Annotated in this window: 19 protein-coding genes; 14 read left to right on the top strand and 5 right to left on the bottom strand. The window is 73.5% G+C overall.

Annotation, left to right across the window (positions count from 1 at the left end):
• Positions 1–83: 83 nt before the first annotated feature.
• The 9 genes from QA802_RS18975 to QA802_RS18935 all read left to right on the top strand — a co-directional run bounded on the left by QA802_RS18975 (position 84) and on the right by QA802_RS18935 (position 10,901).
• Complete coding sequence (locus QA802_RS18975) at positions 84–878, top strand: TIGR03084 family metal-binding protein (protein WP_334524101.1); 795 nt, start codon at positions 84–86, stop codon at positions 876–878.
• On the top strand, positions 875–2,611 hold the full coding sequence (locus QA802_RS18970; protein WP_334524099.1) for an acyclic terpene utilization AtuA family protein: 1,737 nt from the start codon (positions 875–877) through the stop codon (positions 2,609–2,611). The genes QA802_RS18975 and QA802_RS18970 overlap by 4 nt, the downstream gene beginning before the upstream one ends.
• Positions 2,608–4,206 carry an acyl-CoA carboxylase subunit beta gene (locus QA802_RS18965; protein ID WP_334524096.1) on the top strand — a complete coding sequence of 533 codons (1,599 nt, stop codon included), beginning with the start codon at positions 2,608–2,610 and terminating at the stop codon, positions 4,204–4,206. Before QA802_RS18970 ends, QA802_RS18965 begins: the two co-directional genes overlap by 4 nt.
• A 5-nt stretch (positions 4,207–4,211) precedes the next feature.
• Positions 4,212–6,059, top strand: a complete 1,848-nt coding sequence (locus tag QA802_RS18960; protein ID WP_334524093.1) for an acetyl/propionyl/methylcrotonyl-CoA carboxylase subunit alpha — start codon at positions 4,212–4,214, stop codon at positions 6,057–6,059.
• A gap of 83 nt (positions 6,060–6,142) precedes the next feature.
• Positions 6,143–7,312 (top strand): acyl-CoA dehydrogenase family protein, encoded by a 1,170-nt coding sequence (locus QA802_RS18955; protein ID WP_334524090.1) that lies wholly within the window; start codon positions 6,143–6,145, stop codon positions 7,310–7,312.
• A 74-nt stretch (positions 7,313–7,386) separates the two neighbouring features.
• On the top strand, positions 7,387–8,952 hold the full coding sequence (locus QA802_RS18950) for a 4-coumarate--CoA ligase family protein (protein WP_334524088.1): 1,566 nt from the start codon (positions 7,387–7,389) through the stop codon (positions 8,950–8,952).
• Complete coding sequence (locus QA802_RS18945; protein ID WP_334524085.1) at positions 8,949–9,698, top strand: enoyl-CoA hydratase family protein; 750 nt, start codon at positions 8,949–8,951, stop codon at positions 9,696–9,698. The genes QA802_RS18950 and QA802_RS18945 overlap by 4 nt, the downstream gene beginning before the upstream one ends.
• Positions 9,686–10,294 carry a TetR/AcrR family transcriptional regulator gene (locus tag QA802_RS18940; protein WP_334524082.1) on the top strand — a complete coding sequence of 203 codons (609 nt, stop codon included), beginning with the start codon at positions 9,686–9,688 and terminating at the stop codon, positions 10,292–10,294. The genes QA802_RS18945 and QA802_RS18940 overlap by 13 nt, the downstream gene beginning before the upstream one ends.
• A 58-nt stretch (positions 10,295–10,352) precedes the next feature.
• Positions 10,353–10,901: a hypothetical protein gene (locus tag QA802_RS18935; RefSeq protein ID WP_334524079.1), complete on the top strand. Its 549-nt coding sequence runs from the start codon at positions 10,353–10,355 to the stop codon at positions 10,899–10,901.
• A 102-nt stretch (positions 10,902–11,003) separates the two neighbouring features.
• On the opposite strand, the gene pdxH is transcribed toward QA802_RS18935, so the two are convergent.
• Positions 11,004–11,726, bottom strand: a complete 723-nt coding sequence (gene pdxH, locus QA802_RS18930) for a pyridoxamine 5'-phosphate oxidase (protein ID WP_334524077.1) — start codon at positions 11,724–11,726, stop codon at positions 11,004–11,006.
• Positions 11,727–11,971: 245 nt separating this feature from the next.
• On the opposite strand from pdxH, the gene QA802_RS18925 reads away from it, so the two are divergent.
• Both QA802_RS18925 and QA802_RS18920 read left to right on the top strand, forming a co-directional pair.
• Positions 11,972–13,072, top strand: coding sequence for a citrate synthase 2 (locus QA802_RS18925; protein ID WP_319166442.1), 1,101 nt, complete (start codon positions 11,972–11,974; stop codon positions 13,070–13,072).
• A 557-nt stretch (positions 13,073–13,629) separates the two neighbouring features.
• Positions 13,630–15,168, top strand: coding sequence for a PAS domain-containing protein (locus tag QA802_RS18920; RefSeq protein WP_334524074.1), 1,539 nt, complete (start codon positions 13,630–13,632; stop codon positions 15,166–15,168).
• Between the two features lie 7 nt (positions 15,169–15,175).
• On the opposite strand, the gene QA802_RS18915 is transcribed toward QA802_RS18920, so the two are convergent.
• The gene (locus QA802_RS18915; RefSeq protein ID WP_334524072.1) at positions 15,176–15,922 is read right to left on the bottom strand and encodes an SIS domain-containing protein; all 747 of its coding nucleotides are present in this window, start codon (positions 15,920–15,922) and stop codon (positions 15,176–15,178) included.
• Positions 15,923–16,251: 329 nt separating this feature from the next.
• Between QA802_RS18915 and QA802_RS18910 the strand changes: the two genes are divergently transcribed.
• Complete coding sequence (locus QA802_RS18910; protein WP_057579021.1) at positions 16,252–16,944, top strand: iron-dependent transcriptional repressor DtxR; 693 nt, start codon at positions 16,252–16,254, stop codon at positions 16,942–16,944.
• A 564-nt stretch (positions 16,945–17,508) separates the two neighbouring features.
• Positions 17,509–18,420 carry an alpha/beta fold hydrolase gene (locus QA802_RS18905; protein WP_334524070.1) on the top strand — a complete coding sequence of 304 codons (912 nt, stop codon included), beginning with the start codon at positions 17,509–17,511 and terminating at the stop codon, positions 18,418–18,420.
• A gap of 80 nt (positions 18,421–18,500) precedes the next feature.
• Here QA802_RS18905 and QA802_RS18900 read toward each other — a convergent pair whose 3' ends face one another.
• The 3 genes from QA802_RS18900 to QA802_RS18890 form a co-directional block, all read right to left on the bottom strand.
• Positions 18,501–20,183, bottom strand: coding sequence for a transporter (locus tag QA802_RS18900; RefSeq protein WP_334524069.1), 1,683 nt, complete (start codon positions 20,181–20,183; stop codon positions 18,501–18,503).
• Entirely contained in the window at positions 20,180–20,950 is a 771-nt protein-coding gene (locus tag QA802_RS18895; protein ID WP_319166453.1) for an ABC transporter ATP-binding protein, read from the bottom strand. The genes QA802_RS18900 and QA802_RS18895 overlap by 4 nt, the downstream gene beginning before the upstream one ends.
• A gap of 158 nt (positions 20,951–21,108) precedes the next feature.
• Positions 21,109–21,771 carry a bifunctional DNA primase/polymerase gene (locus QA802_RS18890; protein WP_334534741.1) on the bottom strand — a complete coding sequence of 221 codons (663 nt, stop codon included), beginning with the start codon at positions 21,769–21,771 and terminating at the stop codon, positions 21,109–21,111.
• 333 nt (positions 21,772–22,104) lie between these two features.
• On the opposite strand from QA802_RS18890, the gene QA802_RS18885 reads away from it, so the two are divergent.
• The gene (locus tag QA802_RS18885; RefSeq protein ID WP_334524065.1) at positions 22,105–23,490 is read left to right on the top strand and encodes an NsdA family TPR-like regulatory protein; all 1,386 of its coding nucleotides are present in this window, start codon (positions 22,105–22,107) and stop codon (positions 23,488–23,490) included.
• Positions 23,491–23,647 lie beyond the last annotated feature (157 nt).

The raw sequence follows: 23,647 nt of genomic DNA, 5'->3' as shown, positions 1-23,647 counted from the left end.
TCTTCCTGAGACGGAGGCGGCCCCGGTAGAAATTAATGCAAGCATGCTTGCTTGTTTTGGGGTCCGCTGCCATGCTCCACCCCATGGCCGACCCCACCCCCGTGCTCGACGACCTGCGTGCCGAAAGCGACGAACTCGACCGCCTGGTGGCCGAGTCGGGAGCGGAGCAGTGGGCGTTGCCGACGCCCGCGCCCGGCTGGACCGTCGCGCACCAGATCGCGCATCTCGCATGGACCGACCGCTCCTCCGTGCTGGCCGTGACCGACCGGGACGCCTTCGCCCGTGAGGTCGAGAAGGCGCTGGCCGCGCCCGGCGACTTCGTGGACAACGGCGCGGCGGAGGGGGCCGCGCAGCCGCCCGGCCGGCTCCTCGCCAACTGGCGCACCGGGCGCGACGCCCTGCAGGCGGCGTTGCGCGCCGCGCCCGCGGGAGCGCGCTTTCCTTGGTACGGCCCGCCGATGGCCGCCGCCTCGATGGCGACCGCGCGGCTCATGGAGACCTGGGCCCACGGCCTGGACGTGGCGGACGCGTTGGGGAAGAAGCCCGCGCCGACCGACCGGCTCCGGCACATCGTGCGCCTCGGCGTCCGCACCCGTGACTTCGCGTTCGGCGTGCACGGACTGCCCACGCCCTTCGAGGAGTTCCGCCTCGAACTGCGCAGCCCCTCAGGACAGTTGTGGACATACGGTCCTGAGGACGCCGACGACCGCGTCACCGGCACCGCCCTCGACTTCTGCCTCCTGGTGACCCAGCGCGCCCACCGCGCGGACCTCGGTCTGCGCGCCGAGGGCACCGACGCCGACCGCTGGCTGGACGTCGCCCAGGCCTTCGCGGGGCCGCCCGGCAGCGGCCGTCCGCCGAAGGAATCGGCCTCGTGAGCGTGCTCCGTGTGGGCAACGCGTCCGGGTTCTACGGCGACCGTTTCGACGCCCTGCGCGAGATGCTCACCGGCGGCGAGCTGGACGTCGTCACCGGCGACTACCTCGCCGAGCTGACCATGCTGATCCTGGGCCGCGACCGGCTGAAGGATCCGGCCGCCGGGTACGCCCGCACCTTTCTGCGGCAGCTCGAGGAGTGCCTCGGCCTCGCCCACGAGCGCGGGGTGCGGATCGTCGCCAACGCGGGCGGCCTCAACCCGGCCGGACTCGCCGACGCCGTACGCGAATCGGCGGACCGGCTCGGCATCCCGGCGCGCGTCGCGCACGTCGAGGGCGACGATCTCGGGAACCGGTTTCCCGGCAGTCTCACCGCGCACGCCTACCTCGGCGGTTTCGGTATCGCCGCCTGTCTGCGCGAGGGCGCGGATGTCGTCGTCACCGGGCGGGTCACCGACGCGGCCCTGGTCACCGGACCCGCCGCCGCCCGGTTCGGCTGGGGGCCGCGGGAGTACGACCGCCTCGCGGGCGCGGTCGTCGCCGGACACGTCCTGGAGTGCGGGACGCAGGCGACGGGCGGCAACTACGCGTTCTTCGCCGACGGCGGCACAGGCACAGGCACCGACGGCGGCACAGGCGCCCGCACCGGCCCCGGCCGTGACCTGCGCCGGCCCGGCTTCCCGCTCGCCGAGATCCACGAGGACGGCAGCTGTGTCATCACCAAACACCCCGGCACTGGCGGCTTCGTCGACGTCGGCACGGTGACCGCCCAGCTGCTGTACGAGACGGGAGGCGCCCGGTACGCGGGCCCCGACGTCACCGCGCGGCTGGACACCGTCCGGCTCACCCAGGACGGCCCGGACCGGGTGCGTATCGACGGCGTGCGCGGCGAGGCCCCGCCGCCCCACCTCAAGGTCGGTCGCACCCGCCTGGGCGGCTTCCGCAACGAGGTCGTTTTCGTGCTCACCGGCCTCGACATCGAGGCCAAGGCGGCGCTGGCGCGCGAGCAGATGACCGACGCGCTCGCCAAGTCGCCCCCGACACAGGTTCGTTGGGAACTCGTCCGCACCGACCGACCCGACGCCGACACCGAGGAGACCGCCGGCGCGCTGCTGCGACTCGTCGTACGCGACCCCGAACAGGCCGTCGTCGGACGGGCGCTGAGCGGGGCCGCCGTGGAACTGGCGCTGGCCAGCTACCCCGGCTTCCATCTCCTCGCGCCCCCTGGCAAGGGCTCCCCGTACGGCGTGTTCGAGGCCTCGTCCGTCCCGCAGGGGGACGTCCAACACGTCGCCGTCCTGCACGACGGCCGCCGCCTGACCGTCCCCCCGCCGCCCGCCGACGGCACCCGCCCGCTCGAGGCGGCGCCGGAACCCGGCCTGCCGGAGCCGCTGCCGCCCGGCCCCGTGCGGCGCGCGCCCCTCGGGCTGGTCGCGGGCGCCCGCAGCGGCGACAAGGGCGGCGACGCCAACGTCGGCGTCTGGGCGCGGACGGACGAGGCCTGGCGCTGGCTCGCCCACGAGCTGACGGCCGACCGGCTGCGCGAACTCCTCCCCGAGTGCCGCTCCCTGACCGTCACCCGGCACGTCCTGCCCCGGCTGCGCGCCCTGAACTTCGTCGTCGAGGGCGTCCTCGGCGAGGGAGTGGCCGCCCAGCACCGCTTCGATCCGCAGGCCAAGGCGCTCGGCGAATGGCTGCGCTCCCGCTGTCTGGACATCCCGGAGGCCCTCCTTTGACGGTCATCACGTCCGCCCTGGACACCCACGGCCCCGACTACCGCGCCCACCGCGAGGCCATGCTCGGCAAGCTGGCCGGCCTCGACGCCGAGCACGCGAAGGCGCTGGCCGGCGGCGGCGAGAAGTACGTCGCCCGGCACCGCGCGCGCGGCAAGCTCCTCGCCCGCGAACGCGTCGAGCTGCTCCTGGACCCCGACACGCCGTTCCTGGAGCTGTCGCCGCTGGCCGCCTGGGGCAGCGATCACACGGTGGGCGCGTCCCTGGTGACCGGCATCGGCGTCGTCGAGGGCGTGGAGTGCCTGATCACCGCCAACGACCCGACCGTGCGGGGCGGGGCCAGTAACCCCTGGTCGCTGAAGAAGGCCCTGCGGGCCAACGACATCGCGCTCGCCAACCGGCTGCCCTGCATCAGCCTCGTCGAGTCGGGCGGCGCCGACCTGCCGTCCCAGAAGGAGATCTTCATTCCGGGCGGGGCCGTCTTCCGCGACCTGACCCGGCTCTCCGCCGCCGGCGTCCCGACGGTCGCCGTGGTCTTCGGGAACTCGACCGCGGGCGGCGCGTACGTCCCCGGCATGTCCGACCACGTGATCATGGTCAAGGAGCGCGCGAAGGTGTTCCTCGGCGGGCCGCCGCTGGTGAAGATGGCCACCGGGGAGGAGAGCGACGACGAGTCCCTGGGCGGCGCGGAGATGCACGCGCGCGTGTCCGGCCTCGCCGACCACTTCGCCGTCGACGAGCGGGACGCGCTGCGCCAGGCGCGCCGCGTGGTGGCCCGCCTCAACCACCGCAAGGCGTACCCGGACCCGGGCCCGGCCGTCCCTCCCAGGTATGACGAGGACGAGCTCCTGGGCATCGTCCCCGGGGATCTGCGCACCCCCTTCGACCCGCGCGAGGTGATCGCCCGGATCGTCGACGCCTCCGACTTCGACGAGTTCAAGCCCCTCTACGGGACGAGCCTCGTCACCGGCTGGGCGACCCTGCACGGCTACCCGGTCGGCATCCTGGCCAACGCCCAGGGGGTGCTCTTCAGCGCCGAGTCGCAGAAGGCCGCCCAGTTCATCCAGCTCGCCAATCAGCGCGACGTCCCACTGCTCTTCCTGCACAACACCACCGGCTACATGGTCGGCCGGGAGTACGAGCAGGGCGGCATCATCAAGCACGGCGCGATGATGATCAACGCGGTGTCGAACTCGAGGGTCCCGCACCTGTCCGTCCTCATGGGTGCGTCGTACGGGGCCGGTCACTACGGCATGTGCGGACGCGCCTACGACCCCCGTTTCCTGTTCGCCTGGCCGAGCGCGAAGTCGGCGGTGATGGGCCCGCAGCAGCTCGCCGGCGTCCTGTCGATCGTCGCCCGGCAGTCGGCGGCCGCGAAGGGCCACCCCTACGACGAGGACGCCGACGCCGCCCTGCGCGCCATGGTGGAGCAGCAGATCGAGTCCGAGTCGCTGCCCATGTTCCTGTCGGGGCGGCTGTACGACGACGGCGTCATCGACCCGCGCGACACCCGCACCGTCCTCGGCCTGTGCCTGTCGGCCGTGCACACGGCCCCGTACGAGGGCGCCCGCGGCGGCTTCGGCGTCTTCCGGATGTGAGGCTCATGATTACTTCCGTTCTGGTGGCCAACCGCGGCGAGATCGCCTGCCGCGTCTTCCGCACCTGCCGCGAGGCGGGCGTGCGCACCGTCGCCGTCCACTCGGACGCCGACGCCGGCGCGCTCCACACGCGCGTGGCCGACACGGCCGTACGGCTGCCCGGCAGCTCGCCCGCGGACACCTATCTGCGCGGCGACCTCGTGGTGAAGGCCGCCGTCGCCGCGGGCGCGGACGCCGTGCACCCCGGCTACGGCTTCCTGTCCGAGAACGCCGACTTCGCGCGCGCCGTCCTGGACGCGGGCCTCGTCTGGATCGGGCCGCCGCCCGAGGCGATCGAGGCGATGGCGTCCAAGACGCGCGCCAAACAGCTCATGGGGCTCGCCCCGCTCGCCGCGGACGAGGTGACGGAGGCCGACCTGCCCGTGCTGGTGAAGGCGGCGGCGGGCGGCGGCGGGCGCGGCATGCGCGTGGTGCGCCGCCTGACGGAGCTGGGCCCCGCGCTGGAGAGCGCGCGCGCCGAGGCCGCGAGCGCCTTCGGCGACGGCGAGGTGTTCGTCGAGCCGTACGTGGAGCACGGCCGCCATGTCGAGGTGCAGATCCTCGCCGACAGCCATGGCACGGTGTGGGCGCTCGGCACCCGCGACTGCTCGCTGCAGCGACGCCACCAGAAGGTGATCGAGGAGGCGCCGGCGGCGGGCCTCGCCGGGCCCCTGGCGGAGGAACTGCGCGCGCTGGCCGTGCGCGCCGCACGGGCGGTCTCCTACGTCGGCGCCGGCACCGTGGAGTTCCTCGTCGCGGACGGCCGCCCGCACTTCCTGGAGATGAACACCCGCCTCCAGGTCGAGCACCCCGTCACGGAGGCCGTCTTCGGGCTCGACCTGGTCGCCGAGCAGATCCGGATCGCCGAGGGCGCCGCCCTGGACGCCGAGCCGCCACGCGCGCGTGGCCACGCCGTCGAGGCCCGCCTCTACGCCGAGGACCCGGCGGACGGCTGGACCCCGCAGACCGGCGTCCTGCACCGCCTGTCCGTCCCCGGGGGAGTCCGGCTGGACACCGGCTACGGCGACGGCGACGCCGTCGGCGTCCACTACGACCCGATGCTCGCCAAGGTCGTCGCCCACGCCCCCACGCGCGCGGAGGCCGTCCGCAGGCTCGCGGGCGCCCTGGAACGCACGGTCCTGCACGGCCCCGTCACCAACCGGGACCTGCTGGTCCGCTCCCTGCGGCACCCGGAGTTCACGTCCGCGCGCATGGACACCGGCTTCTACGACCGGCACCTCGGCGAGCTGACCGTACCGGCGCCCGATCCGCACGCCCCGCTGGCCGCCGCCCTCGCCGACGCCCGCACCCGCTCACCGTTCGGCGGCTGGCGCAACCTGCCGTCCCAGCCGCAGACGAAGCGGTACGCGGTGGGCGGCGAGGAGATCGAGGCGGCGTACACACACGGCCGGTCCGGACTCATGGCGGAGGGCGTCCAGGTCGTCCGCGCGACCCCGTCCCTGGTCGTCCTGGAGTCGGACGGCGTACGCCACCGCTACGAGATCGCCCGCTACGGCGACCAGGTCCACGTCAACGGCGAGACCCTCACGGCCCTCCCGCGCTTCCCGGCCCCGCAGGCCCAGCACGCCCCCGGCTCCCTCCTGGCCCCGATGCCGGGCACGGTCGTCAAGCTCGCGCCCGGTCTCGTCACCGGATCGAGTGTCGAAGCGGGTGAACCGCTGGTGTGGCTCGAAGCGATGAAGATGCAACACGTCATCCCCGCCCCGGCGACGGGCACGGTGACGGCGGTCCGGGTGACGGAAGGACAGCAGGTCCAGGTCGGCACCCTGCTGGCCGTAGTGCAGGACACGTAGGGGTGCGCGGGGCCGCATCGACATGCGGCTCCGCAGCGTGAGCGCGACCGACCACGGACGAACCCGCAGCCGAAGGAGCCACAGTGACGACCCTGATCGAGTCCGACGAGCACAAGGCACTGCGCAAGGCGGTCTCGTCCTTCGCCAGGAGCCACGCCCATGCCCAAGCCCACGCCCACGCCCATGCCCACGCCACCGAGGACGACGGGCTCTGGCAGGCCGCCGCCAAGCTCGGCTACATCGGCGTCAACCTCCCCGAGGCCTACGGAGGCGGAGGCGGCGGCATCACCGAACTCTCCCTCGTCCTCGAAGAGATGGGCGCCGCCGGCAACCCGCTCCTCATGATGATCGTCTCCCCGGCGATCTGCGGCACGGTCATCGCCCGCTTCGGCACCGAGGAACAGAAGCAGGCGTGGCTCCCCGCGCTCGCCGACGGCAGCCGCCTCATGGCGTTCGGCATCACCGAACCCGACGCCGGCTCCAACAGCCACCGCATCACCACCACCGCCCGCCGCGACCCGGCGAGCGGCGACTGGCTGCTGACCGGCCGCAAGGTCTTCGTCTCCGGCGTCGACATCGCCGACGCCACCCTGATCGTCGGCCGCACCGAGGACGCCCGCACGGGCCGCCTCAAGCCCTGCCTGTTCATCGTCCCGCGTGACACGCCCGGCTTCACCCGCCGCCGGATCGACATGGAACTGGACAGTGTGGAGAAGCAGTTCGAACTCGTCCTGGACGATGTGCGGCTCCCGGCGCACGCCCTCGTCGGCGAGGAGGACGCCGGCCTGCTCCAGCTCTTCGCCGGACTCAACCCCGAACGCATCATGACGGCCGCGTTCGCGATCGGCATGGGCCGCCACGCGCTCTCCCGCGCGATCGAGTACGCGCGCGAACGCACCGTCTGGGACACCCCCATCGGCGCCCACCAGGCCATCGCGCACCCCCTCGCCCAGGCCCACATCGACCTCGAACTGGCCCGCCTGATGATGCAGAAGGCGGCCCTCCTGTACGACGCGGGCGACGACGTCGGCGCGGGCGAGGCCGCCAACATGGCCAAGTACGCGGCGGGCGAGGCCTGCGTGAAAGCGGTCGACCAGGCCGTGCACACGCTCGGCGGCAACGGCCTCACGCGCGAGTTCGGCCTCGCCCGGTTGATAACGGCCTCCCGCGTGGCTCGTATCGCCCCGGTGAGCCGGGAGATGATTCTGAACTACGTCTCCCACCAGACCCTGGGCCTGCCCAAGTCGTACTGAACCGGCCAGGCGGCCGCACCGGCCCGTAGCGCCCGAACCGGCACACCGACGTGCCCGGCGCCCGAGGAGGAACCATGTTCCGCAGCGCGTACGCAGACGTCCCGCCCATAGAACTCCCCATCCACGACGCCGTGCTGGGCCGCGCCGCCGAGTTCGGCGAACTGCCCGCCCTCGTCGACGGCACGGACGGCACCACCCTCACGTACGACCAGCTGGACCGCTTCCACCGGCGGGTCGCCGCGGCCCTCGCCGAGGCCGGGGTCGCCAAGGGCGACGTACTGGCCCTGCACAGCCCCAACACCGTCGCGTTCCCGATCGCCTTCTACGCGGCCACCCGCGCGGGCGCCACCGTCACCACGGTGCATCCGCTGGCTACCCCCGAGGAGCTCGCCAAACAGCTCGGCGACTCGGCCGCGCGCTGGATCGTCACCGTCTCACCCCTGCTGCAGACGGCCCGGCGGGCCGCCGAACTCGCGGGCGGCGTCGAGGAGATCTTCGTCTGCGACACCGCCCCCGGACACCGCTCGCTGGTCGACATGCTCGGCTCGACGGCCCCCGAACCGCAGGTCGCCATCGATCCGGTGGCCGACGTCGCGGCCCTGCCGTACTCCTCCGGCACCACCGGCGTCCCCAAGGGCGTCATGCTCACCCACCGGCAGATCGCCACCAACCTGGCCCAGCTCGAACCGGCGATCTCCGCGGGCCCCGGCGACCGCATCCTCGCCGTGCTGCCCTTCTTCCACATCTACGGCCTCACCGCCCTGATGAACGCCCCGCTGCGGCACGGCGCCACCGTCGTCGTCCTGCCCCGCTTCGACCTCGAGACGTTCCTCGCCGCCATCGAGAAGCACCGGATCACCGGCCTGTACGTGGCGCCGCCCATCGTCCTCGCCCTCGCCAAGCACCCGGCGGTCGCCGCCTACGACCTGACGTCACTGAAGTACGTGATCAGCGCCGCCGCACCACTGGACGCCGACCTCGCCGCCGCCTGCGCCGAGCGCCTGAACCTCCCGCCCGTCGGCCAGGCCTACGGCATGACGGAACTGTCGCCGGGCACCCACGTCGTCCCCCTGTCCGCCATGCGCGAGGCGCCCGGCGGCACCGTCGGCCGGCTCATCGCCGGCACCGAGATGCGGATCGTCTCCCTCGACGATCCCGGCAAGGACCTCGGCGTCGGCGAGGCCGGCGAGATCCTCATCCGCGGCCCGCAGGTCATGAAGGGTTACCTCGGCCGCCCCGACGCCACCGCCGGCATGATCGACGACGCCGGCTGGCTGCACACCGGCGACGTCGGGCGCGTCGACGACGACGGCTGGCTGTTCGTCGTCGACCGCGTCAAGGAACTCATCAAGTACAAGGGCTTCCAGGTGGCCCCCGCCGAACTCGAGGCGCTGCTGCTCACCCACCCGCAGATCGCGGACGCGGCCGTCATCGGCGTCTACGACGACGGCAACGAGGTCCCGCACGCCTTCGTGGTCCGCAGGCCCACCGCCCCCGAACTCGCCGCGGGCGAGGTCGCGATGTACGTCGCCGAACGGGTCGCCCCCTACAAGCGCGTCCGCCACGTCACCTTCGTCGACGCCGTCCCCAGAGCCGCCTCGGGCAAGATCCTCCGCCGAAAGCTGCGGGAGCGCGCATGACGACGGCCACGGCGCCCCTGATCGGACGCACCCGCGCGCGCGGCGTCGAGACGCTCAGCCTCGACGCGCACGCCACCCGCAACGCCCTCTCCGCGGCGCTCGTCGGCGCGCTCGCCGACGCCCTCGCGGACTGCGCCGAGGACTCCGGCGTCCGCGCGGTCGTCCTCACCCACACCGGCGGCACCTTCTGCGCCGGCGCCGACCTGCGCGACCCGCCCCACCCGGACGCGTTCGTCGGCCTGCTGCGCCGGATCGTCGCCCTGCCCAAACCGGTCGTCGCCCGCCTCACCGGACACGTCCGGGCCGGCGGACTCGGCCTGCTCGCCGCCTGCGACGTCACCGCCGCCTCCACCGCGTCCACCTTCGCCTTCACGGAGGTGCGCATCGGCGTCGCGCCCGCGGTGATCTCCCTGCCGCTGCTCCCGCGCACCGACCCGCGGGCCCTCGCCCGCTACTACCTCACCGGCGAGCGCTTCGACGCCCCCGAGGCCGCCCGGATCGGCCTGCTGACCGCGGCCGGCGACGACGTCGACGCCGTCCTCGCCCCCGTCCTGGAGGGGCTCCGCAGATCCGCCCCGCAGGCGCTCACCGAGACGAAACGGCTGCTCACGGCTAGGGTGCTGGAGGCATTCGACCGGAATGCCGCCGATCTCACCGCGCTCTCGGCCCGGCTTTTCGCCACCGCCGAGGCCCGCGAGGGGATGACGGCCTTCCTCGAACGACGGGATCCCGCATGGGCGCTGTGAGCGCGGTGGACCGCGACCGTGTCCCCAAGCAGGACCGCAGCCGGGCCACCCGGCAGCGGCTGCTGGAGGCCGCCGTGGCCTGCCTCGGCGAACACGGCTGGGCGGGCTCCACGGTCTCCGTCGTCGCCGAACGCGCCGGCGTCTCCCGCGGCGCCGCCCAGCACCACTTCCCCACCCGCGAGGACCTGTTCACCGCCGCCGTCGAGCACGTCGCCGAGGAACGCTCGACCGCTTTGCGCGCCCTGTTCCCGCAGGGCGCGCACGGCGACCGGCGCGCAGTCGTCGCCGCCCTCGTCGACCTCTACACCGGCCCCCTCTTCCGGGCCGCGCTGCACCTGTGGGTGGCCGCCTCCAACGAGGAACAGCTGCGCCCGCGGGTCACCGAGCTGGAGGCCCGCGTGGGCCGCGAAGCCCACCGCACGGCCGTGGAGCTCCTCGACGCCGACGAGTCCGTGCCGGGGGTCCGCGAGAAGGTCCAAGGCCTCCTCGACATGGCCCGCGGCCTCGGCCTCGCCAACCTCCTCACCGACGACGCACCCCGCCGCGAACGGGTCGTGGCGCAGTGGGCGGCACTGCTGGACGAGGCGCTCGGCTGACGAGGGGGCCCAGGCCGCTGTCGGTACCGGCGTCGGTGCCGGGCCCTACGGTGTCGGCATGGGTGACACGTTCCAGACCATCGTCGACCGCGACGCCACACCGCACGACGCACCGCGACTCGCGCGGTCCGTGGTGGACCTGTGGGTGGCCGAGGGCATCGTGCTCGCCGAGGCGAAACCCGGCTGGGGCCTCAGCGACCTGCCGGCCCATCCTCCCGGACCGCACTGGCACAAGGCCGTCGACGACGCCCGCTGGGGCGCCCCGGAAGGCGTCGTCGCGTACACCGAGCGCCACGTCTTCTTCAGCATGCTCGACGCGCGCGACCCGTCGACGAGCTGCCCGCGCTGCACGACGGTCGCCGACGACTCGCTGCTCCTGTCGGAGGCGGTCGAACAGTGGCACCGGACCGGCGAGGCCGACATCCCCTGCCACGCCTGCGGCGAGACCGCCCCGGCGCCCGCCTGGCACTGGTCGGACGACCACCTGGCCCTCGCCCACCTCGGCTTCGAGTTCTGGAACTGGCCCTCGCTCAGCGAGGAGTTCCGCGCCAAGACGGCGGAGCTCCTGCCCGGGCACCGCACCGCGTTCCTCGCCGGCAAGATCTGAGCGGCCGGCCCGGGCAGTCGCTGAGAGGGGCCGGTCCGAGGGGCCGTCCGAACAGCCCGTCCCACCGGCCGACGGCCGCGCCGCCTCAAGGGCCGCGCCCCCTCAGGGGCTGAGTCGCTCCACTCGCCAGCTGCCGTCCGGCTCCGCCGCGTACCGCAGGCGGTCGTGCAGGCGGTTCAGCCGGCCCTGCCAGAACTCCACCGACCGCGGCGCCACCCGGAAACCGCCCCAGTGCGGCGGCACCGGCACCTGCTCGCCTTCCGGGTAGCGGGCCGCCAGCTCGGCGTACGCGGCGTCCAGACCGTCGCGTGAGGCGATCACCGAGGACTGGGCGCTGGCCCACGCGCCGAGCTGGGAGCCGTGCGGCCGGGTGCGGAAGTACGCCGCCGTCTCGTCGCGCCCGGTGCGCCGCGCCACGCCACGCACGATGACCTGCCGGGCCATCGGATGCCACGGGAAGAGCAGCGAGACGTGCGGGTTCGCGGCCAGGTCGCGCGCCTTGCGGGAGTCGTAGTTGGTGTAGAAGACGAAGCCCCGCTCGTCGAACTGCTTCAGCAGCACCGTGCGGGAGCTGGGCCGGCCCTCGGCGTCCGCGGTGGAGACGACCATGGCGTTCGGCTCGAAGAGGTGGGCCTCCACGGCCGCGTCCTTGAACCAGCGGGCGAACTGCTCCACGGGCGTCGCGGCCAGCTCGGCCTCGGCGATTCCCTCGACCCGGTACTGCTTGCGCATGGCGGCGGGGTCGAGCGCGGGACCGGGACCGGCACTGAGGCCCGGTCCGGGGGAGGCGGCGTCTGCGTCGGTCACACGGCCATCCTGCCGCATGGCCCGCCGACGCGGACGACCCACCCGGGCCGGCCCCGAATGGCACTGAGTGCCGCTGCCACTCCCCAAAGGTGGCACTCGCGGATAGGGTGAGATGCCACCCCGGTCGGGTGACCGCCGGCCCTACGGGGCATCACTGGGGAGAGCGCCAGGACCGCGAGTCCCCGCACGTCGACCCGGCTCGACGCGTCCCGGACCGCGGATCCGCCGGCGCCATCCGTCGCACACTCACGAGGAGCCGCCTGATGTCCGACTTCGTACCCGGACTCGAAGGAGTCGTCGCGTTCGAGACGGAGATCGCCGAACCCGACAAGGAGGGCGGCGCCCTGCGGTACCGGGGCGTCGACATCGAGGACCTGGTCGGCCACGTCTCCTTCGGCAACGTCTGGGGCCTGCTGGTGGACGGCGCCTTCAACCCCGGCCTGCCGCCCGCCGAACCGTTCCCGATCCCCGTCCACTCCGGTGACATCCGCGTCGACGTCCAGTCCGCGCTCGCCATGCTCGCGCCCGTCTGGGGCCTCAAGCCCCTCCTCGACATCGACGCCGAGCAGGCCCGCGAGGACCTCGCCCGCGCCGCCGTCATGGCCCTCTCCTACGTCGCCCAGTCGGCGCGCGGCCAGGGCACGCCCATGGTTCCCCAGCGGGAGATCGACAAGGCCCGCTCCGTCGTCGAACGGTTCATGATCCGCTGGCGCGGCGAGCCCGACCCCAAGCACGTCAAGGCGGTCGACGCCTACTGGACGTCCGCGGCCGAGCACGGCATGAACGCGTCCACCTTCACCGCCCGGGTGATCGCCTCCACCGGCGCCGACGTCGCCGCCGCGCTCTCCGGCGCCGTGGGCGCCATGTCCGGCCCGCTGCACGGCGGCGCCCCCTCCCGCGTCCTCGGCATGATCGAGGAGATCGAACGCACCGGGGACGCCGACGCCTACGTCAAGCAGGCCCTCGACAGGGGCGAACGCCTGATGGGCTTCGGCCACCGCGTCTACCGCGCCGAGGACCCCCGCGCGCGCGTGCTGCGCCGCACCGCCCGCGAGCTCGGCGCGCCCCGCTTCGAGATCGCCGAAGCGCTGGAGAAGGCCGCTCTCGCCGAGCTGCACGCCCGCCGCCCGGACCGGGTCCTCGCGACGAACGTCGAGTTCTGGGCGGCCATCGTGCTGGACTTCGCCGAGGTCCCGGCGCACATGTTCACGTCCATGTTCACCTGCGCCCGCACGGCCGGCTGGTCGGCGCACATCCTGGAGCAGAAGCGCACCGGCCGCCTGGTCCGCCCGTCGGCCCGCTACATCGGCCCCGGTACCCGCAACCCGCGGGAGATCGAGGGCTACGGCGACATCGCGAACTGAGCCGAGCCGCAGCCGAGCCTGTCGGGATGGCCGAGCCGCCGCCCCGCCCCGCTGCGAACGGACCGAGAACGCAGGCGACCGTGAAAGGCGGGCGACCGAGAACGCAGGCGACCCGCGAGTCTGGTCCTCTCCGAGGAGGGGCCGGCCGGACGTACCGGCGACTCGCGGGTCGGGTGACTGCGTTGGTCTGGCCGGCTGCGTGCATCACGCACACGCTGGTCCGGCGCCGAACCGAGTACGACGACGGGCTGCTAGCCCGCAGTCACCTCTTCCGTCCGGTATCCATACATCTGCCGAACCACCTCCTTTCCGAAGTGCAGCCACTCTAAGAAGCTCGCCCGCCGGTCTCAAGCGTTTTTCCGGGACGGAGACGACGACACGACCCCGCGGTCTGTCCCGCGGGCGGAATGGGCGGACCTGCGGCTCCTGCCCCGAGGTGACCCGGCGGCGGCGCGACGGTTCCCCTGCCATTCCCTGCCATCTTGCGGGAATCATATGTGGGCTGCGTCACGTTCCAGTTGAATGAGGGCAAGTGAGCGAACCTGCAGGGGGTCCAGGTGAGTGCTTCCCGGCGTAGTGGGACCACCGACGAGCTGGGGCCGGACGAGCCCGAGCAGCCCGGGCGGACGGGCGACGACGGCCCGCCGACCCCGGACGGCACACCGGCCGAGGCCGCTCCGGTCGGCCCCGACGGCGCCGACCTGCTCGCCGCACTGCTGGACGGCATGGACGCGGCACTGTGCGCCTTCGACGGCGACGGCGTCGTCACCCACTGGAACCGCGAGGCCGAACGCATCCTCGGCTGGAGCGCCGCCGAGGCCGTCGGCCGGCACGGCTTCGCCGGCTGGGCCGTCCGCGAGGCCGACGCCGCCGACATCGAGGGCCGGCTGATGTCCGCCATGCACGCGCCCGGCCGCCAGGTGCACGAGTTCGCGCTGGTGACCAAGGACGGCGGCCGGGTCCTCGTGCGCACCCAGTCCGCCGCCGTGCCCGGACCCGACGGCAAGGCCGCCGGACTGTACTGCGCCTTCAGCGAGGTGCACGCCCAGATCGACCTGGAACGCTCCATCGCGCTGAGCGAGGCCCTCTTCGACGACGCCACCTGGGGCGTCGTCCTCGTCGACGCCGACCTGCGTCCCGCCGTCGTCAACGCGCACGCCGCCCGCGCGCTCGGCGTCGGCCGCACGGCGGTCCTGGGCCGCCCGCTGGGCGAACTGCTCAGCCGGGGCGTGGAGGAGCTGGAGGGCGCGCTGACCCACGTCCTCGCCGAGGGCGCCCCGCCCGCTCCCGCGGAGCTGTGGGTCGGCGTGCGCACCGCGGAGGGCGAACGGCGGCGCTGCTGGCGCAGCGGCTTCCTCCGGCTGGCCTCGCCGCTCGCCGAGGAGCCGGTGCCGCTCGGGGTGGGCTGGATCTTCCAGGACGTCACCGAGGCCAAGCAGGGTGAGCAGGAGGCCGCCCTGCTGCGCTTCCGCGCCAACCAGCTGCACCGGGCGGCGCGCGCGGCCGCCGAGTGCGAGGACCCGTCCGAGGCGGCCACCGTCCATCTCGACTTCGCGCTGGCCGGGTTCGCCGACCACGCGCTGGTGGACCGGCCGATGGGCGGCGCGTCCGCCGAGCCGGAGGCCGCCGGGCGGATGCGCCTGATGCGGGTCGCGGCCACCCCGACGGGCGGTCCCGGCCCCAGCGTGCTCACCGGGCACGCGGGCCTCCCCCTGCGCTACGCCGAGGACCACCCGGCGCTGCAGTGCGTCGCCCGGGCCGGTTCCGTGCGGGCCGGCGCGGGTTCGGCGTCGGCCGACGAGGCGCGGGAGTGGGCCCGGGCCCGCCAGTGGCCGGAGGGCACGGTGCACGCCCTGTGCGCGGTGCTGCGCAGCCGCGGCCGCACCCTCGGCGTCGTGACGTTCCTGCGCGCCGCCCGCCGCTCCGCGTTCGAGCGCTTCGACGTGATGTACGCCGAGGACGTCGCCGGCCGGATCGCGGCGGCCCTGGACCTGGCGGACCTGGCCGCGCACGACCACGCGGCCGACACCACCGACGCCACCGACGCGGCGGGCGGGGCGGGCGGGGCGGGCGGGGACGGTACGGCAGCCGGCTGACCCGCGCTCAGTGCGGGTAGAAGATCCGGTCCCGGTACTCCTCCAGGATCCGGGCGTTCCAGTCGAGGCCGCCGTCGACGTTGCCGGAGCGCAGCAGCGGCGGCTCGATGCCGCGCTCGGCGAGCACGCCGGCCGCGGTCGCCATGACGGCCTGGAGGAGCGCCGAGGCGACGACCGTGGAGGCGGGGGCGAACGGCGCGGGGACGGTGTCCAGGGTGAGCTCGGAGTCGCCGACCGCGATCTTCGAGTCCAGGACGACGTCGCAGTGGTCCTTCAGGAACGTGCCGGAGGCGTTCCGGGACCCCGTCTGCGAGGCGTAGGCCACCGACGTCACGCCGATGACCTTCGCCCCGAGGGCGCGCGCCGTTCGGGCCGTCTCCACCGGCAGCGCGTTGCGGCCGGACAGCGAGACGACGACGAGGGCGTCGCCCGCGCGCAGGGGCGAGGTGTCCAGGACGGCGCTCGCGAGGCCGTCGACGCGCTCCAGGGTGGAGCCGAGCGTGCCGGACGCGACCTCGACGCCGGGCACGGCGAGGAGGTTCATCAGGGCGAGGCCGCCGGCGCGGTAGACGACGTCCTGGGCGGCCAGCGCGGAGTGGCCGGCGCCGAACGCGAAGAGCCGGCCGCCGTCGGCCACGGTGTCGGCGAGCAGCACGCCGGCCGCCTCGACGGTCTCCGCCTCCTCGTCGCGGGCCCGCTGCAGCAGGGTGATCGCGGCGTCGAAGAACTGGGCGGCGAGCTTGCGGTCGCTCATCCGAGAGGCCCCTTTGCCATGTCGGTGTCCGAGTGGACGTCCGGGTGGATCCCCGGGTGGATGTCCGGGTGGATCCCCGGGCGGGTGTCCGTGCCGCGGATCACCGTGCGGTCTGGACCAGTGCGGTGTCAATACGGCGGGTGACGGCGGGTGTCGGCGTTCGGCGGGGGCGGTTGCCCGGCTCTTTCCGGTGCCGCGCGCCGCGCGGCTACCGTCCGGTTTCGACGGCACGGCACGCTTGTCGGTGGTATCCGGCAGAATTGGGTGCAGGGCCAGCGCACACGCCGACGTGCCGTCGAGCCTTCGGCAGAGCTAATCGAGGGGCATCAATGTCCGGACTGATCGACACCACGGAGATGTATCTCCGCACCATCCTCGAGCTGGAAGAGGAAGGTGTGGTCCCCATGCGTGCCCGGATCGCCGAGCGCCTCGACCAGAGCGGGCCGACGGTCAGCCAGACGGTGGCGCGCATGGAGCGCGACGGCCTGGTCTCGGTCGCCAGCGACCGGCACCTGGAGCTCACGGACGAGGGCCGGCGGCTCGCCACGCGCGTGATGCGCAAGCACCGCCTCGCCGAGTGTCTGCTCGTCGACGTGATCGGCCTGGAGTGGGAGCAGGTGCACGCGGAGGCCTGCCGCTGGGAGCACGTGATGAGCGAGGCCGTCGAGCGGCGCGTTCTCGAGCTGCTGCGGCATCCGACCGAGTCGCCCTACGGCAACCCGATCCCGGGCCTGGAGGAGCTGGGCGAGAAGGACGGCGCCGACCCCTTCCTGGACGCGGGCATGGTCTCGCTGGCCGACCTCGACCCGGGCGCGGAGGGCAAGACGGTCGTCGTCCGCCGCATCGGCGAGCCGATCCAGACGGACGCGCAGCTTATGTACACGCTGCGCCGCGCGGGCGTGCAGCCCGGCTCGGTGGTGAGCGTGACGGAGTCGGCGGGCGGCGTGCTGGTCGGCAGCGGCGGCGAGGCGGCCGAGCTGCAGGCGGAGGTCGCGTCCCACGTGTTCGTCGCCAAGCGCTGACCGGAGCGGTGGGCCGAGCGCTGACCGGAGCGGTGAGCCGAGGCCGACCACTGCGGTGAGCCGAGCGCCGCGGTTGCCGGGCCGCCGGCGGCGATCGTCGCGGAACGGTGAGCTTTGGCCAACTCCCGAGATGCGTGGGGCAGTTGTGGCATGGCGTCGATCTCGTCGAATCGGAGACTGCCTGTGTCGAATCGCAGCGCCGCGACGCATCCCGTGCCAGGCTGTCGCGAGAGGCATATGACCTGAGGGGGCGGGATGATGTGCCGCGGAGCAGCGGAGGGCCCCGGCGCCGTACGGCGCCGGGGCCTGTCCTCCCCTGTGCTGACCCGGAGCCCCGAGCTCCCAGGGTCATTCCCCTCGGACCGCTTTCCCCGAGCGGTCCGCCTCCCGATGGGAATCTCCCCTCGGCGGCGGGGATCATTCCCTGAGGATGGTCACTCGAACGAGCGGTGTTGTGCGCGGAGAGTGCAATTCTCGAAAGGGCATTCGATAGCCTGAGGTGATTGAAGGCAGTACGAAGGCATCGGCAGCGCAGCGGACGACGGCTAGGGGGTGCCAGGACCTATGGCGCGACGCATCGACGTGACCGGGGCGGGCGGCGTACGTCTGGCGGCCTGGGAGTTCGGCGACCCGCCGAAGGGGATCCCTACGCAGTCCACCGGCGGGCGGGAGGAGCGGCAGGAGCGGCAGGAGCCCGAGCGGGCCTCCGGCGTGCTGTTACTGCACGGCCTGATGGGCCGGGCGTCGCACTGGGCGTCCACCGCCCGCTGGCTCTCCGAGCGGCACCGCGCGGTCGCCCTTGACCAGCGTGGCCACGGGCAGAGCGAGAAGCCGTCGCAGGCCGCCTTCACCCGCGAGGCCTACGTCGAGGACGCGGAGGCGGCCCTCGAGCAGCTCGGACTCGCCCCGGCCGTCCTCGTCGGCCACGCCATGGGAGCGCTCACCGGGTGGCAGCTCGCCGCCAAGCGACCCGACCTGGTGCGCGGCCTGGTCGTCTGCGACATGCGGGCCTCCGCGCTCGGCGCGGCCTCGCAGCGCGAGTGGGGCGACTGGTTCACCTCCTGGCCCGTCCCCTTCGCCACACTCGCCGACGTCCGCAAGTGGTTCGGCGAGGACGACCCCTGGGTGGAGCGCCCGAACCCCTCCCGGGGCGAGTTCTACGCCGAGGTGATGCAGGAGTCGTCCGACGGCTGGCGTCCCGTCTTCGAACCCGAGCAGATGCTCAAGTCCCGCGAGACCTGGGTCTACGACGCGCACTGGGAGGAGCTGACGCAGGTCCGCTGCCCGGTGCTCGTCGTCCGCGGCCTCGACGGCGAGCTCGGCCGCGCCGAGGCCCAGGAGATGGTCCGGGTGCTGCCCCGCGGCGAGTACGCGGAGGTGCCCGACGCCGGGCACCTGGTCCACTACGACCAGCCGGAGGGCTGGCGCGCGGCCATCGAGCCGTTCCTGGACGCCGTCCTCACCGAATCGAGCTGACCGCACCCCGCGCACCCGCGGCCGCCGAGCCCACGCGCCCCCGAGTACCGCCGCCGGTGCCGGTGCTCGGTGGGCCGTCGTCAGCCCTTGCTCACCGCCGTCAGGATCTCCGGCAGCCGGGACGCGGTGCGCGGCGCCGCCAGCCGCAGACCCAGCAGGGTGACGGCCGCGCCGTAGGCCGTGCCGCCCGGCAGCAGCAGCCAGGTCCACGCCTCGCCGCCCTCGGTGACGTGCAGCCAGATCGTCACCGCGATGACCGGCGCGCACAGCAGGGCGGCCGCGACCATCCCGCCGAAGATCGCGATCCAGGCGAGACCGGCCTGGCCGGGGGCGACGTTCTTGTGGCCCTCCTGGGGGATCGAGTAGGGGAAGCGCGCCGAGGTCCAGGCGCCCGTCGCGAGCATCGCGCCGAGCAGCGCGAAGGACAGTCCGAGCACCTCGGGGAGTTTCGGCCAGTCACCGAGCATCGCCGTGGTCAGCACGGTCACCAGCGTCGCGTAGGGAAGGGTGATCACCAGCAGGGCCAGCGCCCGTGCGCGCAGCTCGTCGTAGGCGTCCCGGCGCGAGGAGATGGTCATCGCGACGATCCAGAACGCGGAGGTGTCCTGCCCGAACTGGTTGTACATCTGGATGCCGAGCATCCCCGCGGCGAAGCAGGCGAAGTAGATCGAGCCGGTGCCCTGCAGCGCGTTGAAGACGGGCACGATCAGCCCGATCGCCAGCGAGGTCACCCAGGCGGCCTTCGTCTTCGGGTCGCGCCAGATGTAGCGCAGGGTGCGTTCCATCACCGTGCCGGTGCGCCCGCCCGGCAGCAGCCGCGCCAGGCCCGCCGAGTTCCGCCGTTCGCGCGCAGCCGGCTCGGCGGCCTGCAGGGTGGAGCCGTCGGGCGCGGTCATCAGCCGCGTCAGGCTGCCCGACCAGGCCGCCACCAGCAGCACCAGCGCCGCGCCGCTGACGGCGAGCTGCGCGACGGCGACCCCGTACGCGCCCTCGCTCACCGAGTCGACCGCGCCGAGCGCCGAAGCCGGCGGCAGCCAGCGCAGCACGTCCCCGACCGGTTCGAGCTGCGCCAGCCCGGACGTGCCGAGGCGCTGCGCCCCGAAGTTCACCACCTGCGCCCCGATCGCGATCACGAGACCGCTCAGCACCGCCAGGTCGCGCCCCTTGCGGCTGCTCAGCAGCCGGATGTTGGCGGCGGCCACGGCCCGCGCGAACGCCACGCACACCAGCAGCGCCAGGGCGACGGCGAGCACCCCCACCGCCCAGGCGGCCGCGCCGTGCGCCAGCGAGATCACCGACCCCACCAGCAGCAGCAGCGTGAACAGCGGCCCGATGCCCACCAGCGAGGCCGCCAGCAGCGCCCGTACCAGCGGCCGGGGCCGTAGCGGCAGCATCACCAGCCGGGTCGGGTCCAGGGTCTCGTCGCCGCTGGGGAAGAACAGCGGCATCACCGCCCACCCCAGTCCCAGCACCGCCACCAGCAGCACGACCAGGGCGACGGCGTGGCCGTGCCCCCTGAGCGCGATCAACCCGAGCAGCTGCAACGCGGCGAAGAGCAGGGTGACGACGGCGGAGGCGACGTACGCGGCGCGCCGCCCGCCCGACTGCCGCAGCCCGTTGCGCAGCAGCGACAACTTCAGCCGTACGACGGTGGCGACGAGGCCCGGAGCGGAGGCGCCCGGCGTGGAGGCGCCCGGTGCGGAGGCGCCGGGAGCGGAGGCGCCCGGTGCGCAGGCGCTCGGTGCGGAGGTCGGGTCGCTCATCGGCCCGCCCCGCCGCCCAGCCAGTCGAGGTGGGAGCCGGTGTCCCGGCCCTGCGCCCCGACGAGTTCGAGGAACGCCTGCTGCAGCGAGGGCGCCGACCCGCGCACCTCCTCCAACGTCCCGTGCGCCCGGATCCGTCCCGCCGCCATCACCGCCACCCAGTCGCACAGCGACTCCACGAGCTCCATGACGTGCGAGGAGAACACGACCGTCGCCCCGGACGCCGTGTACCGCTCCAGCACGCCCCTGATGATCTGCGCGGAGACCGGATCGACGCCCTCGAACGGCTCGTCGAGGAAGAGCACTTCAGGGTTGTGGAGCAAAGCGGCCGCGAGCCCGATCTTCTTGCGCATGCCGGTCGAGTAGTCGACCACGAGCTTGTGCTGGGCTCCGGCCAGATCGAGGACGTCCAGCAGCTGGGTGGCCCGCTTGTCGACCTCGGCGCCAGGCAGCCCCCGCAACCGCCCGCTGTAACCGAGCAGTTCACGTCCCGACAGCCGCTCGAACAGCCGCAGGCCCTCCGGCAGCACCCCGATCCGGGCCTTCACCTCGACCGGGTCCCGCCACACGTCGTGCCCGACGATCTCGACGGACCCCTGGTCGGGCCGCAGCAGCCCGGTCACCATGGACAGCGTCGTCGTCTTCCCCGCCCCGTTGGGGCCGACGAGGCCGATGAACTTCCCCGAGGGCAGGTCGAGATCGATCCCGGCGACGGCGACTTGCTGGCCGAACCGCTTCCAGAGGTTACGCACGCGTACGGACGTCATGCCCCGAACCCTACGGCCCGCCCGGCCGGGCGGCCGTGGGCCGCAGGCAGCCGTCGGCCATCAGCAGCCGGGGCCGGCTGACGGAGGTTGTCTGACGGAGGCCGTGGGCCGTCTGAGGCTGTGGCCGGCTGAGGCCGTGGGCCGTCTGAGGCCGTGGGCTAACGGTCCCGTCCGCAGGCGTAGGCGAGCGGTGAGATCAACTCCTCGGCGTCCGGCAGCCAGCGGTTCGCGGCGGTCGGCCGGCAGGCCCACTGCACGGCCCCGCGGGACCCGAACCGGGTGGGCGGCGCGGCCACGTACGTGCCCTCGCCGAGCGTCACGAGATCGAGGGCGGCCGGCGACCAGCCCAGCTTGCGCACCAGGTCAGGCACCTTCGCCGAGGCGCCCGGCAGCACGAAGAACTGCATCCGGCGATCCGGCGTCAACGTGACCGGACCGAGGGTCAGTTCCATCCGCTCCATCCGCGCCAGCGCGAGGAACCCGGCCGTCTCCGGCACGGAGATCGCGTCGAACGTACGCCCGGTCGGCAGCAGGATCGAGGCGGTCGGCTGTTTCTGCCACATCCGGCGCGCGACGGTCGCGCTGCCGGTGGCCTGTGTCGCCCAGTCGGGCCGAGTGGGGTGCGCGCCGGGAACCTCGCAGGCCGCTTCGCCGCAGGAGCAGCGCTGCATCCCGTCGACGGCTTCCAGCCAGGCACCCGGGAACACGTCCCAATGACGTTCCTCGGCGTAGCGAACAGCGGTCTCGAGCAGCGATTCCCCGCGCTGCCTCGGGATTTGAGCGGCGTCGGCGCCCGCGATGGTCTCTTCCACGATGAACACAACTCTAGCGGTCACCAGGGGTTACGCCTGCCCGAATGCGCGGGGGAGGAGCATCGATTCCGCGTCCGGGGCGCATGGGTGCATGGGCGGGGGCGCGCGGGAGGAACGGGCGCGGGAGCGGGTAACCAGGGTGAGGGGGGCGGCTTCCGCCTGTAACCCGGCATTTCCCGTCTTGCCCGGCAAACATCAGCAATCCGCTCATGCCTCGCATTTTCGGTGCGACCGTGGGGCATTGATCTTCTCGGCCGGAACTTTTCGGTGGAAGACACGTCAACCCGGTGTGTGGGCAGGCACCCGCCGCCCCGGTCACCGCAGCCACAGGGGGTAGTGCCCATGGCCGCAAGGCCGCTAGTCGCGCGGCAGCCGAACGAACGGCTGCAGGCGCTCATCCAGGAGGCGGGGTGCTCGAACGCCGGGCTCGCCCGCCGCGTCAACATGTGCGGCGCCGAACACGGCCTCGACCTGCGCTACGACAAGACGTCCGTGGCGCGCTGGCTGCGCGGACAGCAGCCGCGCGGGCGCGCCCCGGCGATCATCGCGGAGGCGCTGGGCCGCAAGCTCGGCCGTACGGTCACGATCGACGAGATCGGCATGGCCAACGGCAAGAACCTCGCCTCGGGCGTGGGTCTCCAGTTCTCGCCGACGGTGCTGGGGGCCATCGAGCAGGTCTGCGAGCTGTGGCGCAGCGACGTGGGCCGGCGGGACTTCCTGTCCGGCTCGTCCGTGGCCGCCTCGGCGCTCGTCGAGCCGAGCCGTGACTGGCTGATCTCCTCACCCGACGCGCAGGTCGCACGGTCCGCGGGGCCCCGGGTGGGACTGTCCGACGTGGCGGCCGTGAAGGCCATGACGCGGGCGCTGGTCGACCTCGACCACCAGTACGGCAGCGGACATGTGCGTCCGGTCGTCGTGCACTACCTCAACAGCGTCGTCTCGGGCCTCCTCGCCGGCTCCTACCGGGAGGCCGTGGGCCGTGAACTCTTCGCCGCCGTCGCGAGACTGACGGAGCTCGCCGGGTACATGGCCGTCGACACGGGCCAACCCGGCCTCGCCCAGCGCTACTACATCCAGGCCCTGCGGCTGGCCCAGGCGGCGGGCGACCGCGGATACGGCGGATACGTGCTGGCCGCGTCCATGAGCCATCTCGCGGCGCAGCTCGGAAACCCGCGCGAGATCGCGCAGTTGGCGCGGGCGGCGCAGGAGGGTGCGCGGGGGCGGGTGACACCGCGCGCGGAGGCGATGTTCCTCGCCGCGGAGGCCCGCGGACACGCCCTGATGGGCGACGTCCGGAGCACACAGGCGGCGGCCGGAAGGGCGGTGTCCGCGCTGGACGCCGCCGCCCCGTCCGCCGGGGACGACCCGGTGTGGATCACGCACTTCGACGAGGCCTATCTCGCCGACGAGTTGGCGCACTGCCACCGCGACCTGGGCCAGGCCGAGGCGGCGGCGCGCTGCGCCCAGGAGTCCCTGGCCGGGCATCCACCGGGCCGTGCGCGTCGGCGTGCGATCGGCTATGTGCTCCTCGCCACCGCGCAGGTGCAGCAACGTGAGATCGAACAGGCCTGCAACACCGGCATGAAAGCGGTCGAGTTGCTGGAGACGCTCCGTTCCAACCGGGGCGCGGAGTACCTCGACGACCTCCAGCAGCGGCTGGAGCCGTTCCGCGACGAGTCGGTGGTAAGGGAGTTCGGAACACACCTGGAGCTGGCGACGGCGGCGTGAACACGGGGGCGCCGCCGCGTGACCGTGCGGGAAACGACGAGGTCCCGCACGGGAGGCGACGAACACGGCGCGCGGCGCTCCGGATCTGTCGCGCACGTCACCGGCGGCCCGGTCAGGAGGGAGATCACGGTCTGAGCTGCGTGGCACGGGGTTCCGG

Origin of the sequence: Streptomyces sp. B21-105, from assembly GCF_036898465.1 — a bacterium.
Lineage (GTDB): Bacteria > Actinomycetota > Actinomycetes > Streptomycetales > Streptomycetaceae > Streptomyces.
Note: the sequence above shows the minus strand (reverse complement) of the source record. Positions and strands in the feature narration are given on the sequence as shown.